Source organism: Pseudophaeobacter leonis (genome assembly GCF_002087335.1).
In the GTDB taxonomy this organism is placed as follows: domain Bacteria; phylum Pseudomonadota; class Alphaproteobacteria; order Rhodobacterales; family Rhodobacteraceae; genus Pseudophaeobacter; species Pseudophaeobacter leonis.
Genome location: NZ_MWVJ01000025.1, coordinates 32,762 through 47,627, shown reverse-complemented (window position 1 = coordinate 47,627; position 14,866 = coordinate 32,762). Strand labels below are relative to the sequence as shown.

Sequence of the window (14,866 nt, the reverse complement as noted above, 5' to 3'; positions counted from 1 at the left end):
CGCGGCTGGCGGCGCGGCAAACGAATAGGGCTACCGATGGACAAGAAGAATTCGGCGAGTTTGTTGAAGGCGTTTGTATTTGCGGGCACAACGGCGCTTGCGCTTGTGCTGCCAAAAGTTGCCAGCGCGGACAACCTGTCTGACGCATTGATCGGCGCCTATAAATCCAGTGGCCTGCTCGAGCAAAATCGGGCTCTGCTGCGCATTCAGGACGAAAATGTGGCGACCGCTGTGGCCGGGCTTCGGCCGATTATCAACTGGACGATCACCGCGGGCCATCGCTATCAGGATACCTCGGCGCTCAGCAGTGGCGTCGACACCAACGAGCTAAGCGTTGGATTGGCCATGAGCATGCTGCTGTTTGATAACGGCGCCACGCGGCTGAGACAGCTTGCAGCACAGGAAACCGTGCTGGCGACCCGCCAAAGCCTGATCAATATTGAACAACAGGTTTTGTTCAACGCGGTCCAGGCCTACATCAACGTCCTTTTGCAACAAGAAACCGTGCGTTTGCAAAGCAACAACCTGCGTCTGCTGCAGGAAGAGCTGAAAGCCTCGCAGGATCGGTTTGAGGTGGGTGAAGTGACCCGCACCGATGTTGCCCTGGCGCAAAGCCGGCTCGCCTCAGCACGCTCCAACCTGATCGAAAGCCGCGGCAACCTGCTGGCTGCAAAAGCCTCCTATGTTGAGGCGGTTGGCAACGATATTGGTGTTCCGGCCGGACAGCCACCTTTGCCCAAGCGGGTTGCCTCGCTCGGGGCGGCCGAAGCCATCGCGGCGCGCAATCACCCAAGCCTTCTGGCGCAGCAACATAGCGTCAAGGCGGCTGACTACAGTGCGGATTCCGCTCGGAAAAACCTGGGACCAAATGTCAGGCTGGCGGCAGACATCAGCGGCACGACTGATCTCGGAAGCGCGGGTGATTCTGACACCTCTGGTGCCACTCTGACCTTTACGCAGCCGATCTATTCCGGTGGCTCTCTGGCCTCGGCCTTGCGCTCAAGCCTTGCGAGCGGGGATGCGGCGCGGGGTCAGTTGATTACCACCCAGCGCGCGGTGACACAGGATGTCGCGGCGGCCTATGTCACGCTTGAAGCGGCAACGGCCAGTCTGGTGTCATCGAACGAAAGTGTACGCGCCGCACAGGTCGCCTTTGATGGGATCCGCGAAGAAGCCACGCTGGGCGCCCGGACGACGCTGGATGTATTGCAGGCCGAACAGGATCTGCTGAATGCTCTGACGTCGCGGGTGCAGTCGCGCGCCAGTCAGGCCTCTGCGGCCTATTCCCTGTTGCAATCACAGGGTCTTTTGACAGCAGAGCACCTGGGGCTGGCGGTCGAAATCTACGATCCGACTTTGTATTATAACCTGGTCAAGGGCGCGCCTGCACAGCTGAGCCGCCAAAGCAAAGATCTGGACCGCGTGCTCAAAGCGCTGGGGAAGAACTGAAAAGTCTTCCTAGTTGTTGTGCGATTGCGGCAGGAGAGCTACACTTGCCACAAAGGCTAGAGTGGTTTTGAAATATGTCCGATCCTGTAACCCAGGCTGAAATCGAAGATGTGCTGTCCTCAATCCGCCGGTTGGTGAGCGAGGATGGCCGCACTTTGTCGCGTCCGGTGGCCCCCGTGCAAGAGGTCTCAAAAACGGTCTCACGACTGGTTCTGACGCCTGCTTTGCGGGTGCCGGAACGGCCTTCTGAGACCGTAGGAGCCGCTGTGCCTGCCTCATCCGGGGCCGACAGCAATGCTGCAGATTTCTCCGGTTCAGACCAGGGACTCCGCCGTGAGCCTGAGCAGAGCGAAGGTTCGGTTTTTGAAGGCCGGGACGTGCAGGCAGAGGCCCCGCAGGCAGAGGCCCCGCAAGAGCAGTCTTCTGCAAGCCCCGAGAGCCGCCCCGGAGATATCACAGGGGATCGCGTTTGAGTTAGACCAAGGCGAAATTGTCGCCTTTAGCCCGAACGATTCAGTTGAAGATCCAGCGACATATGACAGCCACGATGCGCTGACTGACGCGGTTACTAAGACAAGCCCGGACCCTGAGCTGACCTCCGAGGCGGTGCCAGATCACCTTGAGGCTGCCCGTGAGGCGGACTGGGAGACGAACTGTGAGGTTGACCGTGAGGCTGCGCCCTGGCGTCAACCTGGTGCCACGCTGTATGCAGCCGCTACCCCAGCCGCACAGGAGACACTACCTGCGGCCGGGGCAACTGGCGTTGAGGCCGTTGGTGCTGAGGCGGTGGGCGAAGACGCCCATGTTGAAGAAATCCGGCTCCAAGACATGAGTGCAGAAGCCGGGTTTGACACAGAGAGCGCCTCCAGCCAGCGGGTCTCGGCGGTGGTACAGAAGATCGCAGAGCTAGAGGCCAAGGTGGCGCGCTCGCAAGAGCAGTGGGAACCTGATGGCGCCTCAAGCGATCCCTATGCCGGCACCAATATCGAGACACTGACCACTATCGAGACACTTGAATGGCAAGATCACATTGAGGACGCACCAGAGTCCGCGCAGAGCCCCAGAGTAGACTCCGGGGCAGCTCAGGCCAGTCATCAGGCCAGTCATCAGGCCAGTCATCAGGCCAGTCATCAGGTCAGTCAGGCCAGTCAGGCGGGCTCAGAGGCCGAGGCCATGAGCATGGACAGCGGTGATATTGCGGATGCCGCACAGCTGGCTCAAGATGCGGTTGCCGAAGAGGCACTGGACGCCCTGCAGGGGCTGACGGGCGACGAGAGCTATCTGGATGAAGACAGTCTGCGGGAATTGGTTGCTGACATTGTCCGAAGCGAGCTTCAAGGCGCCCTGGGTGAGAGAATCACGCGCAATGTCCGCAAATTGGTCCGTCGTGAAATCCACCGCGCCCTTGCCGCACAGGACCTGCTGTAACCAGACTCGATCTAGCAAGACTCGATCTAGCAAGACTTGATTTAAACTGGGCTGTTTCACGGCGTATTATTGACTGCGCTTGTCTGCCAGTGCGGTGTTATTAAGTCGTGTAGCACCTTCCAAAGGCTCGCCGCCTTGCCTCCGGACAGGCCTTTTGCGGCTACTCAAGGCGCGGCACTTCGGTTGCGAGGGATAAAAGCAGCTCTAAATCAATGTGTTGTTCCAAATGATCCGCTAGGGCGTCCAGCGTTTGCTCAACACCCGCATCATACTGGCTGTGGCTGTCATACCCGAGGCTCGACAGGAAGCGGGCTCTGAAGGGGTCGGAACTGAACAGACCATGCAGGTATGAGCCCAGGACGCGGCCATCTGCCGAGGCTGCTCCCTCAGCGCGCGCGCCAACCTGCAGCCAGGCGCGGCTGCAGTCCGGGCCTGTTGTGCGTCCCATGTGGATTTCATAACCACTGACAGGCAGGTCGCCATCCCGGCTGGTTGCCGTGGTCAGAGTGACCCGTTTCTCGTCGGACATCACAGTATGCACATCCAGCAGCCCAAGCCCGGCAACCTTGCCGGGGGTTCCTTCGACGCCATGTGGATCATCAATGGTTTTGCCAAGCATTTGATAGCCGCCACAAAGACCCAGGATATGGCCGCCCCGGCGGTGATGCGCCAGAATGTCGATGTCCCAGCCCTGCGCGCGCAGGTAGGCAAGATCCCCGATGGTGGATTTGCTGCCAGGGATCAGCACCAGATCGGCATCTCCGGGCAGAGCTTTGCCTGCGGGTATGATTTCGACAGTGACCTCTGGCTCTGCCGCCAGCGGATCAAGATCGTCAAAATTTGCCATGCGCTCCAGTTGCGGCACAACAATCTTGCAGGCGCCGCCTTTGCGCGAGGCGATATCCATCATGTCCTCAGCCGGCAGTTTCCAGGCCCCCCAGAACCAGGGCACCACCCCGAGGGCAGGCCAGCCTGTACGCCGGGCAATATCGTCGCGCCCGGCATCAAACAGGCTGATGTCGCCGCGAAACCGATTGACGATAAATCCGACAATGCGGTCCAGGTCTTGGTGTTCAAGCACCGCCTGGGTGCCGACAATCTGTGCAATGACACCGCCGCGATGGATATCGCCGACCAGCACGACAGGGGCCTGCACCGCGCAGGCAAACCCCATATTGGCGATATCGCCTTGGCGCAGGTTGGTCTCGGCTGGCGAGCCTGCGCCTTCGATCAGGACCAGATCGACCTGGGCTGCAAGACGGTGATAGCTGTCGAGTGCAGCCTCCAGCAGCCCGGTTTTGTCGCGCATGAAAGAGCCGGCAGCCTGGGTGCCCCGGCGCTTACCCTGAACAATGACCTGCGCGCCCGTGTCACTCTCTGGCTTTAGCAGCACAGGATTCATATCGACATGTGGCGCCAGGCCTGCGGCGCGTGCCTGCAGGGCCTGGGCGCGTCCAATCTCGCCGCCTTCGGGGGTGACGGCGGCGTTGTTGGACATGTTTTGCGACTTAAACGGCGCCACCTTCAGGCCGCGCCGTACAAAGGCGCGCGCCAGCCCGGCGACAAGCAATGACTTGCCAACATTGCTGCCAGTGCCCTGGATCATCAGTGCGCGTGCCGTCATCGACCATCTCCCATCGTGCCTGTTCTCAAAGCGCCAATCTGAAAGCGCCAGTCTTAGAGCGCCAGTGTTGCCCCTGTCTGATTGCCGATCAGGCCCCGGAGGAAAAGAGCTTTTTGCAATATTAGCGAGATCGGCTCGGGCGCGCAGAGACAAAACCGTCTGGTGCCGGGGAGGTCCCGACAGGTTTCATGCGTGTTTGGCGCGGGGCAGGGCGGACTGGCTGCGCCCTTTATGCAGGCCGAATTCGAGCGTCATATATGAAGGCCGGATTTTAGGGCCAAATATGAGGGCTGAAAAAGAAAAACGCGCCCCCAGGACGCGCTTTTCTTGTACCACTTTGCGGTCTCTTTGGGCCCTTCTGGGCCACAACAGTTTCAGGCTGCTTCTGCCTGAGCTGCGTTGCGCCGTTCGCTTTCTTCGCGAGACAGTGCAACAGAGGTCCGTACGCCCCGACCGACAAAATCCATCAGCCCACCGACAACCCGTTCATTTGGGTCAATGCCGGCACAGCTCAGAACTTCGCGGCCATCACGTGAGCGCGCCCAGCGGGCAATCTGTTCAGGTCCGTTACCATATTTCTTATCATCGGCAATGGCATCATCCAACGCAGCCAGAACAACAGCGGCAAAGAGCTTGCGTGCCCGGTTGCCCTGTTCGTTATTGTAAGCGGTGCTGTCAACGAAATCTCGCATCCCGTTTCCTTTGTTTGTCTTGCTATTGCAATTCGCAGCGTGGCGTTCCTTATGACGGAACTGTGACGATTCGGATAGCCCGTATGTGCATAGCTTTCATGCAAATTTTGCATAGCTTAATCGCAGTTTCTACGAGATATCGTTGTCTTGCCAGCCGTGACCACGACAGATATAGGGACGCTTAAGATATCATCAACCTTCCCAGATGGATTTTTCAGATGCCCAAGATCAATGGTAACGAGATCCGCCCCGGCAATGTTCTGGAGCACAACGACGGTCTTTGGGCCGCAGTCAAGGTCGATCACGTAAAACCCGGCAAAGGCGGTGCTTTCGCTCAGGTTGAACTGCGTAATCTGCGTAATGGCTCAAAGCTGAATGAACGGTTCCGCAGCGCCGACAAAGTCGAACGTGTGCGTTTAGAGCAAAAAGATCAGCAGTTCCTCTACGAGAGCGACGGCATGTTAGTCTTTATGGATACAGAGACTTATGAGCAGATCGAGCTACCAGCGGACCTGTTGGGTGATCGCCGCCCCTTCCTGCAGGATGGCATGACCATCGTGATGGAATTCTACGACGAGGAAGCGCTGAACGCGACCATTCCGCAAAAGGTGGTCTGCAAGATCGTTGAGACCGAGCCTGTGGTAAAGGGGCAGACAGCTGCCAACTCCTTTAAGCCTGCGATCCTCGATAACGGAGTCAAGGTTATGGTGCCGCCGTTTGTGGGCCAGGATGAGATGATTGTGGTCAACACCGAGACCATGGAATACGCCGAACGCGCCTGATCACCAGATCTGTCTGCCAGAACGACCATTTCGCAAAGACCCCGTTGCCTCTATTTCGGCAGTGGGGTCTTTTGTTATGCCCCGTTACGTTGCGGCCCTTGGTTTTCTCACGGTGCTATTGGGCGCTGACGACAATCCCAGGGAACACGTGAAGCCCGCCAAAGCCAGGTTTGAAGCGGCGCTTTGCCTAATGTGTCGGCGCGGCAATCTGAATGCTGAACCCGCATTCGTCCATCATCTTGCCATAGGCTGCGGTAAAACCAGCGAGCGAGACCTGCAACACCTGCGTCCCGGCGGCATAGGGCTGCACGGTCCAAATGTCGATGGACTGCCCGGCCTTCATCCACAACAGCATGTTGACGGTGTCCTGCCAGCGCGGTGCGACCTCCGCCCGGGCAAACCCTTCGGTGTCGAGATAGCCGTTGGCGATGCCGTAGAGGGCGGCCTGTGGGTCAAAGACAAAGGCAACCGCCTGGCCGTTCTGTATCTGGGTGTTTTGTCCGCGTGAGGCATTTTCATACAGCGTGGGCGCTGGATAGTCGGTGGGTGGTCCCGCATCCAGATCGTGTACCGTCAGGCTAAGCGAAGGCAGGCCATCGCCGCCGGTCACGGCAGAACAGGTATGGCTGGTGTGCTCGGTGGTTTCCTGGGTCTCCACATAGACCCGCCAGGCGCCATACTCCCAAAATTGAGCAGAGGCGGGCAGGGCTGTCAGGGCAGGCAGGGTTGCAAGAGCAAGTGTAAGGCGGCGGCGCATGATGTCTCCGAAGGATCAAATTTGACTGTGGCGTGCACCCCATCCGCGAGCGTTCCGCTGGGGCATGGTCAAAACCTAGGTGCCTGATGCTTAAGAGATTAAGAACAAAAGACAAATAAATGAGTACCCGCAGCCGCAGGCCAGCGGCTCTTGTCTCGGCTCTCGTATCACCGCCACAGTCAGGACTGCAGCAGTTGGATCTCGGCATCACCTGCCTGCATCGCTCCTTTGGCGCGATCCAGCCGCAGATAGGCAATCGCCTTGCCATTGGCCTGGGTGAAAACCGTGCCAACCAGTTTGTCGTTTGCGGTGATGTCGCAGCCGACCGGAGCCGTGCCCGTGATCTCGACCTGGCGCAGGCCCTTGCGTAGCTCTGTCTTGTGTTTCATGCGGGCGGTGACTTCCTGACCCACGTAGCAGCCTTTGCGAAAATCAACGCCGTTCAGCGCCTCAAATCCGGCCTCGAGGATATAGCTGTCCGGCCCCAGCTCGATGCCGCTTTGGGGCACACAATGTGCCACATAGAGGGCGTTCCAGTCGCTGCCATCATCGCCGCCCTCCGCTCCAATGAGACGCCAGCCCAGAGCCGCATGGCGCGGGTCGCTCATAGCCCCCTCTGGCGCGGGGCCAGTGCCGCGTTTTACCTGCAGATCAGTGGCCGTGATCTCTACTTTGGCGCGCAAGCGGTACATGGTGAGCCGCTTCATCAGCGCCTCGGCCTGCTCGGCATCGACGTCCAGCAGCACGTCCTCAGCCGCAGCAGACAGGAAAAAATCCGACAGGTATTTCCCCTGTGGCGTCAGCAGGGCAGCGTAGACCAGCCCCTGGTCGATCTTGTTGATATCATTGGTGATCAAACCCTGCAGAAAATCGCGGGTATCTGCCCCGGAAAGGCGAAGGATCTTGCGCGCGCGCATGGCGTGGTCTCCAGATTGATCCGGCCTGACAGGCGCGGTGAGATGTGATTGAAACAGGCCAAACAGGGGCGTGGCTATGTCCCGTTTCAGTGATATAGGCCAGTGATATAGGATTGCAGCCCAAGTTGAACAGGAAATCACCATGCCCGCACCGATTAGTGTTGTGATCCCCACCCTGAATGCAGCCGCAGAGCTGCCCGGCAGTCTGGGCTCTCTGATGGAGGGGCTGGCCGAGGGTTTGATTCGCGAAGTGGTGATCAGTGATGGCGGCTCAACGGATGCGACACTGGCCCTGGCGGAAGAGGCGGGGGCGCAGGTGGTTTCGGGACCTGCGTCCCGTGGCGGCCAACTCAGGCGCAGCTGCAGGCAGGCCCGGGGTGACTGGCTCCTTGTGCTGCATGCGGACACGCAACTTTCGCCGGGCTGGGCCCCTGTGGTGGCCGCACATCTGCGTGACGGGCAGGGGCAGGCCGGCTATTTCCAGCTGCGCTTTCGCGCCAAGGGCACCTGGCCCTTTGTCGTGGCTGGCTGGGCCAATCTGCGGGCGCGGCTGTTTCGGCTTCCCTACGGGGATCAGGCCTTGCTGATCCGGCGGGAGGCCTATTTTGCGGCGGGTGAATATCCGGATCAGCCGCTGATGGAAGACGTGGCTTTGGTGCGCCGCCTCAAGGGGCTAACAGCATTGCCGGTGCAGGCCTGCACCAGCGCGCAGCGCTATCAGCAGCAAGGATGGCTGCGGCGCGGCGCAGGTAACCTGCTGACTCTGTTGCGCTATTTGTTTGGAGCAGATCCTAAAAAGCTGGCGCAGCGCTACCACAAGTAGGCAGTAGCAGTGTCGTTTTATGGCGGTCTCGTTTTATGGCGTACCAGTGCTGAGCCGAGACGTCGAGTACCGCTTGCTTACCCCAAAAGGCGCCCCACAACCCGGCTGAACCAGCCAGACTGCGCCTCTGCAGTCTGACTTGCGGCCTCGGGAAGCTGTGCGGCCATACCGTGCCGGTCCAACAGAGTCTTGCCGTCCTGAAACTGCAAACGGTAGAGATCCGCATAGATGCCGCCGCGCTCCAGTAGCTCTTCATGGCTGCCCTGATCGGCAACCTGACCGCGTTCCATCACGATGATCTTGTCGGCGTTGCGCACGGTCGAAAGACGATGGGCGATCACCAGGGTTGTGCGTCCGCCAGCAAGACGATCCAGCGCCTGCTGCACCACCTTTTCCGACTGTGCGTCCAGCGCGGATGTGGCCTCATCCAGCAGCAACACAGGCGTGTTGCGCAGCAAGGCGCGGGCGATCACGACCCGTTGACGCTGGCCACCCGACAGTGCCGAGCCACGTGGCCCCACCAGAGTGTCGAGCCCATCGGGCAGCTTTTCGAGGAAGTCCGCCACATGCGAGGCCTCCAGCGCTTTTTGCAGTGCTTCGTCGCTGACATCCGTGCGGCCCAGAACAATGTTTTCCCGCAGGGTCTCATCAAACAGCAGCCCTTCCTGGGTCACCACAGAGAACAATCCGCGCAGATCATCGGTCGCCAGATCCGCAACATTGATGTCGCCAACCTGAACGCTGCCGGTTTGTGGGTCAACCATGCGGGTGAGCAGGTTAAAGATGGTGGACTTACCCGCGCCTGAAGCCCCAACCAGTGCGGTTGTTTTGCCAGCTTCGGCCTCAAGGGTCAGACCACGCAGGATCTTTGCCTCGCCATAGTTCAGGTTGACGTCCTTCAGGCTGATTGAGGGCAGGCCTTTGGGGGCGGCTGCGGGGTTTTTGGGCGCTGTCAGCAGGATGGGTGCATCCATCAGCGCCTTGATGCGTTCCAGCGCGGCGGCGGCCGCCTGCCAGATGCCCGAGATATTGGCGAGACGGCGCATCGGCTCAAAAGACAGGCCGATTGAGGTGAAAAAGCTCATGAACTGACCAACGGTCTTTTCGCCCTCGATGATTTCAGATCCACCATAGAGCAGCACCGCCATAAAGCCGACGCCCGCCATAATATCCGTCATGCCGGAAATCGCCGAAGTGCCAAAGGCGGATTTTACCTCGGCCTTCACAAAGCGGTCGGTATGTTTCGAGAACCGGCCAAGTTGGTAATTCTCAAGCTTGTTCAGTTTGATCGGCACAATGCCGTGGAAGATCTCGTCCAGCCGGGTGGCCAGGGTAGCGCCGAGGTCGCGCGCCTCAGAGGCCTGGCGACGGACGTATTTTTGCAGCAAGGAGATCGGCAGCAAAAGCCCCGGCACCCCGATCAGCAAAATGGCGGTCCAGCGCCAGTCAATGCTGATGGCCACGCTCAACACAGCAATCAGGGCCACGGTATCGCGCCCGGCGCCGGTGATCATGGCCTGCCAGACCGCGTTGATCGCGCCAACGTCGCTTTGTACCCGCTGCAGCAGTAGCCCCGGCGCATGGGTCTGGTGAAAGGCAGGATCCTGACGGATCAGGCGGGCCAGCATATCCTTGCGCAAACGCGCAGCCGAGCTCTGCGAGACTTTGCTCAGCAGCACCTTCTGGGTAACGCTGGAGACACCGCGCATGGTAAAGATCGCCAGAAAGGCCAGACTGACCCAGAACAAAGCATTGGTATTGCCGGCCACAAAAACCAGATCGAACATTGGCTGCATCATGTAGCCAAGCGCGCCCATGGTGGCGCCCTCGATCAGCATAAAGAACACAGCGATCGCCAAAAGCCCCATGTAATGGCGCAGATAGCCGCGCCAGAGCCAGCCCAATAGCTCGCGCGAGGACGTGTGTTCATTGCTCATAGTTGGGATTTCCGGCTGGAAAAGCGTCGAAAATTGACTGTCATCTGGCGCCTTCTCGTGACTTGCTTGCGCCATTTAAGCAGCTCATGGCCGGGGTGCAAGCTTTCTACTCTCTGTTGCCCTGCCGTGGACGGCGACACGTAAGGCGACAGGGCGGTGACAGCTGCGGCAACTGGTGTGGCGGACGGGCTGGGAAAATGGCGCCATTCTGGAATTGACCTCAGCAAGGCGAGGGCTAGAGTTGCGGTATTGACAATTTGGTCGCAGGCAGCATTTGAACGGCCCGGCCCCTGTGGGAATACAATCGATGAACGCGACATCCACCCCCTCTGGAAATCAAGCGGGCACCCTTTCTGCCAACCCATCAGGCGGGCGGCCCTATCTTGCAATTCCCGGCCCATCAGTAATCCCCGATCCGGTTCTGCAAGCCATGCATCGCCCCTCACCAAATATCTATGCAGGTGAGCTGCTGAGTCTCACCGACAGCCTGATCCCGGATCTGAAGGCGCTGGCGGGAACCCAGCATTTTGTGGCGATCTATATCTCCAACGGCCATGGCGCCTGGGAAGCGGCGCTGATGAACACCCTCCAGCCGGGGGATAAGGTGCTGGTGCCTGCCTCCGGACGGTTTGCCATCGGCTGGGCCGAAATGGCAAATGCCCTGGGGATTGAGACCGAAATCCTCGATTTTGGCACGGCCGCTGCCTGGGATCTGGACAAGGTGGCGACACGTCTGGCTGCTGATCCCTCGCATGAAATCAAAGCGGTGCTGGGGGTGCATGTGGATACCTCCAGCTCTATCCGCAACGATGTCGCGGCTCTGCGCGCGGTGATGGATACGGCGCAGCACCCGGCCTTGTTGATGACGGATTGCATCGCGTCGCTTGGCTGTGACCGCTTTGAAATGGATGCCTGGGGCGTCGATGTCATGGTCTCGGCCTGCCAAAAGGGGCTGATGACGCCTGCCGGTGTCAGCTTTGTGTTTTTTAATGATAAGGCGGCGGCGGCGCGGGCGAAACTGCCACGGGTCAGCCGCTATTGGGACTGGACGCCGCGCGCCACGCCACAGGAGTTCTATCAATATTTTGGCGGCACGGCTCCGACGCACCATCTCTATGGGCTGCGCGCCGCGCTTGATCTTATCCACCGCGAAGGCGTAGAGGCCGTCTGGGCCCGCCATGCGCGACTGGCCGCAGCGGTATGGGCCGCCTGTGAGGCCTGGGGAAACATTGCGGATCCGGCGCAAGGCCTGCGCCTCAATGTGTCTGATCCTAGCCTGCGCTCGCATGCGGTGACTGCGCTACATCTGCCCGCACCGCGGGCCAGCGATCTGCGGCATTGGCTGGAGCAAAACCTTGGCCTCACTCTGGGCATCGGGTTGGGACTGGCGCCGTCTGACAGTCCCGCGTGGCATGGCCATTTCCGCCTTGGCCATATGGGTCATGTGAATGGCCATATGATCATGGGGCTTTTGGGCGGTATCAATGCAGGGCTTTTGGCACTGGATATCCCGCATGGCGCAGGGGCGCTCACTGCGGCTGCCAGTGTACTGGCCAAGCCGGACTGAGTTCTGGCCAAACCGGGCCGGCTGGCATAGCCTTTTAGCACATCTGGGGCTTTTTACACATCTGGCCTGAATACTGGACAAGTGTGTTACAGAGATGCCGCTGGGCCTTGGTCGGTGCGCTGGTTTGACCTGAAATTTTGGGTCGGCTATGTGCCTCTGTCGCGTGCCGTGTCAGGTCTCTGTGGGCTGCATGCTCAGCTCAATTCGGGTGATCATATGGTTGAGAAACAGCGCAAAGAGCAGCGCCGGCACCATGCCAAACAGCAGCCAGCCGGCAAAGAAAACCCACATCAGATTGAGGCCGACAAAGGAGAGCACCGTCGCAAAAAGCGCCAGTGTGGCCTCTTCTTGCGGCTCAGGCCGCTGCCTGTGTGAAGTGTCCCGATCATAGTCCATGGCGCGCCCTCCTGCGTGTATGCTCTGGAGAGGCTAGCGCAGAAGGGATGAAAGCCTGGTAAAAGTGCCGCCAACTGTGTGGCGGCTATCGTTTCTGGCACAGCTCAGGGCGCTGTGGCTGTCTGTTACGCACTCCGGGCTGCTTTCAGGGCAATTGGCAGGGCGGCGGCAAACAGGGCGAGATCTTCTTTTGGGCCACAGCTGACGCGGATGCAGCGGTTTTGCGGCGCGGCAAAGGGCATGCGCACAAAAATATCCTGCGCCAGCAGGGCCTCAAGCACCGATTTGGCAAACGCGCTGTCGCGCCCGCAGTCGATGGTGACAAAGTTGGTCGCTGAAGGCAGCGCCGTCAGGCCGTTTTGCGCGGCGATCTCGCTGATACTGTCGCGGGCGGTAGCGATTTCGCCCAGCACATGTCCCAACCAGTCCTGATCCAAAAGGGCCGCCAAGGCGCCGGCCTGGGCGGCGCGGTTCATGCCAAAATGATTGCGCACCTTGTTGAAGGCGCGGATCAGGTCGGCCTGTCCCAGGGCATAGCCCACCCGTGCCCCCGCCATGCCATAGGCCTTTGAGAAGGTGCGCATGCGGATAACGCGGGGATCATTGATGTCGACGGGGGCTGCGGTGCCGGCCGGGGCGCACTCCACATAGGCTTCGTCCAGCAACAAGAGCGTGCCCTCAGGCAGATCATCCAGTGCAGCAACCAGGCTTTCGCCTGAGTGCCAGCTGCCCATGGGGTTGTCTGGGTTCGACAGATACACCAGTTTCGCGCCGACTTCGGCGGCCTTGGCAAACAGGGCCTGTGGGTCTTCATGGTCGCCTTTGTAGGGCACCATATGCAGAGTGCCGCCAAAGCCCGCCACATGATAGTTGAAGGTCGGATAGGCACCTGCAGAGGTGACAACCGCATCGCCCGGCCCGATCAGCAAACGAACCAGATAACCCAGCAAGCCGTCGATGCCTTCGCCCACCATAATGTTTTGCGCCGGGATGTCGTGATGCGCGGCCAGAGCCGCGATCAGATCATGGTTTTCCGCATCGCCATATTTCCAGATGTCTTTTGCGGCCAGCTGCAGGGCTTTTACGGCCAGCGGCGAGGGGCCAAAGACATTCTCGTTGGCGCCAAGGCGGGCTGCAAAGGCAGCGCCTCGTGCCCGTTCCTGGGTTTCTGGCCCAACAAAGGGCACGGTGGAGGGCAGGGAAAGGGCAAGCGGGGTGTAGCGAGGCGTTTTCATGCAGCGCAGATAGCGCAAATTATGACGATGCGGCAAGGCTTGTATTGCAGGGGCACCCCAGAGCAGACTGCAGTAAATTCTGGGAGGGTACGATGAAAAAAATTCTGCTGGCGGGTCTGGCTCTTGGCCTAGGCTACCTTGCGTTCTGGCCGGTGCCGGTTGACCCGGAGGTCTATGAGCCGCTGAAGGGCCCTGGTTTTACCGGCGATTTCGAGGCGAATGACGCCATGGCGGCGCTGGATCATGTTTTGTTGCCCGAAGGAGCCATTGGCCCGGAGGATCTCGCGGTTATGCCTGATGGCACGATCTACACCACTGACCTTGCGGGGGGGCTCTATCGGATTGAGGGTGCAGCGCCCAAAAAGATCGAGGATCTGGGTGGCCGTCCTTTGGGGCTGAAGGCCGGGCCGGATGGCGCACTTTATATTGCCGACAGTTACCGCGGCATTCTGCGCTGGACAGGGCCGAGTACAGGTCCGGGCGAGCTGGAGACGCTGGTCAGCGAGGTCGATGGCACGCCGCTTGTCTATGCAAATCAGCTGGATATTGCGCGCGACGGCACCATTTATTTTTCAAACTCCTCTGATCGGTTTGATCCCGAAACCATGGGTGGCACCAAGCCGACGTCGGTGCTGACCATCTGGGAGCAATCAAACAGCGGCTATGTGGCCCGCCGGCTGCCGGATGGCACGGTGGAAAAACTCGCAACTGGGTTTGTCTATACCAATGGGGTGGCGCTGTCGCAGGACGAGGATTTTCTGCTGATCAATGAAACAGGGCGCGCCCAGGTGCATAAACTCTGGCTTACAGGCGAAAAGGCGGGCGAGATTGAGCTGTTTCTGGGCAACCTTCCGGGCTATCCGGATAATCTTGAGGCGCAGGGCGACGGCACCTTCTGGCTGGCCTTTGCCAGCCCGCGCGTTCCCGCTGAGGTGCTGATGCCCTATCCGTTTTTTCGCAAAGTGATTTGGCGGCTGGGGTCCCTGGTGCGCCCGGCGCCAATTCACCGGGGCATGGTGATCCAGTTTGATGAGAGCGGCACTATTCTGCGCAATCTGCAGGATCCGTCGGGACGGTTTGGCGTCACCACCAGTGCGTTGGTGGTTGGAGACCAGTTCTATGTCATGGCGCTGGATGGCCCGGGTTTCGGGCGTGGGGATGTCAGCGACCTGCCAGCAATCCAGCCACAACCACCTGAGAGATGATTGCGCAGCGCGGCGCATAGATCTGATTGCAGGCTCTGAGGGAATAGAGCCTGC

General features: G+C 59.8%; 14 protein-coding genes. 7 read left to right on the top strand and 7 right to left on the bottom strand.

Annotated features, from left to right (window positions below; genetic code table 11):
- Nucleotides 1-36: 36 nt before the first annotated feature.
- From B4968_RS07515 to B4968_RS07505, 3 genes are all read left to right on the top strand, one after another.
- On the top strand, nucleotides 37-1,449 hold the full coding sequence (locus B4968_RS07515) for a TolC family outer membrane protein (protein ID WP_083097901.1): 1,413 nt from the start codon (nucleotides 37-39) through the stop codon (nucleotides 1,447-1,449).
- 74 nt (nucleotides 1,450-1,523) lie between these two features.
- Nucleotides 1,524-1,922: a hypothetical protein gene (locus B4968_RS07510; RefSeq protein ID WP_083097900.1), complete on the top strand. Its 399-nt coding sequence runs from the start codon at nucleotides 1,524-1,526 to the stop codon at nucleotides 1,920-1,922.
- A 133-nt stretch (nucleotides 1,923-2,055) separates the two neighbouring features.
- Nucleotides 2,056-2,877 carry a hypothetical protein gene (locus B4968_RS07505; protein WP_083097897.1) on the top strand — a complete coding sequence of 274 codons (822 nt, stop codon included), beginning with the start codon at nucleotides 2,056-2,058 and terminating at the stop codon, nucleotides 2,875-2,877.
- 160 nt (nucleotides 2,878-3,037) lie between these two features.
- Here the strand turns inward: B4968_RS07505 and B4968_RS07500 are convergent, their stop codons facing one another.
- Together B4968_RS07500 and B4968_RS07495 are read right to left on the bottom strand one after the other, a co-directional pair.
- Complete coding sequence (locus tag B4968_RS07500) at nucleotides 3,038-4,501, bottom strand: cobyric acid synthase (RefSeq protein ID WP_083097895.1); 1,464 nt, start codon at nucleotides 4,499-4,501, stop codon at nucleotides 3,038-3,040.
- A gap of 374 nt (nucleotides 4,502-4,875) precedes the next feature.
- Nucleotides 4,876-5,193: a DUF6280 family protein gene (locus B4968_RS07495; protein ID WP_083097893.1), complete on the bottom strand. Its 318-nt coding sequence runs from the start codon at nucleotides 5,191-5,193 to the stop codon at nucleotides 4,876-4,878.
- 218 nt (nucleotides 5,194-5,411) lie between these two features.
- Between B4968_RS07495 and efp the strand changes: the two genes are divergently transcribed.
- Nucleotides 5,412-5,975 (top strand): elongation factor P, encoded by a 564-nt coding sequence (gene efp, locus B4968_RS07490; RefSeq protein WP_083097891.1) that lies wholly within the window; start codon nucleotides 5,412-5,414, stop codon nucleotides 5,973-5,975.
- Between the two features lie 187 nt (nucleotides 5,976-6,162).
- On the opposite strand, the gene B4968_RS07485 is transcribed toward efp, so the two are convergent.
- Nucleotides 6,163-6,732 carry an invasion associated locus B family protein gene (locus tag B4968_RS07485; RefSeq protein WP_083097889.1) on the bottom strand — a complete coding sequence of 190 codons (570 nt, stop codon included), beginning with the start codon at nucleotides 6,730-6,732 and terminating at the stop codon, nucleotides 6,163-6,165.
- A gap of 179 nt (nucleotides 6,733-6,911) precedes the next feature.
- Entirely contained in the window at nucleotides 6,912-7,649 is a 738-nt protein-coding gene (gene ygfZ, locus B4968_RS07480; protein ID WP_083097887.1) for a CAF17-like 4Fe-4S cluster assembly/insertion protein YgfZ, read from the bottom strand.
- A gap of 142 nt (nucleotides 7,650-7,791) precedes the next feature.
- Between ygfZ and B4968_RS07475 the strand changes: the two genes are divergently transcribed.
- Entirely contained in the window at nucleotides 7,792-8,472 is a 681-nt protein-coding gene (locus B4968_RS07475) for a TIGR04283 family arsenosugar biosynthesis glycosyltransferase (RefSeq protein ID WP_083097884.1), read from the top strand.
- Nucleotides 8,473-8,549: 77 nt separating this feature from the next.
- On the opposite strand, the gene B4968_RS07470 is transcribed toward B4968_RS07475, so the two are convergent.
- Nucleotides 8,550-10,409, bottom strand: coding sequence for an ABC transporter ATP-binding protein (locus B4968_RS07470; RefSeq protein WP_083097881.1), 1,860 nt, complete (start codon nucleotides 10,407-10,409; stop codon nucleotides 8,550-8,552).
- 307 nt (nucleotides 10,410-10,716) lie between these two features.
- Here B4968_RS07470 and B4968_RS07465 point away from each other — a divergent pair, with 307 nt between their 5' ends.
- Complete coding sequence (locus B4968_RS07465; protein WP_083097878.1) at nucleotides 10,717-11,976, top strand: pyridoxal-phosphate-dependent aminotransferase family protein; 1,260 nt, start codon at nucleotides 10,717-10,719, stop codon at nucleotides 11,974-11,976.
- Between the two features lie 171 nt (nucleotides 11,977-12,147).
- On the opposite strand, the gene B4968_RS07460 is transcribed toward B4968_RS07465, so the two are convergent.
- Together B4968_RS07460 and B4968_RS07455 are read right to left on the bottom strand one after the other, a co-directional pair.
- Nucleotides 12,148-12,372 carry a histidinol phosphate aminotransferase gene (locus tag B4968_RS07460; protein WP_083097875.1) on the bottom strand — a complete coding sequence of 75 codons (225 nt, stop codon included), beginning with the start codon at nucleotides 12,370-12,372 and terminating at the stop codon, nucleotides 12,148-12,150.
- A 125-nt stretch (nucleotides 12,373-12,497) separates the two neighbouring features.
- Entirely contained in the window at nucleotides 12,498-13,607 is a 1,110-nt protein-coding gene (locus B4968_RS07455) for a pyridoxal phosphate-dependent aminotransferase (protein WP_083098003.1), read from the bottom strand.
- A gap of 92 nt (nucleotides 13,608-13,699) precedes the next feature.
- On the opposite strand from B4968_RS07455, the gene B4968_RS07450 reads away from it, so the two are divergent.
- Nucleotides 13,700-14,812, top strand: coding sequence for an SMP-30/gluconolactonase/LRE family protein (locus B4968_RS07450; RefSeq protein WP_083097873.1), 1,113 nt, complete (start codon nucleotides 13,700-13,702; stop codon nucleotides 14,810-14,812).
- Nucleotides 14,813-14,866: the final 54 nt, after the last annotated feature.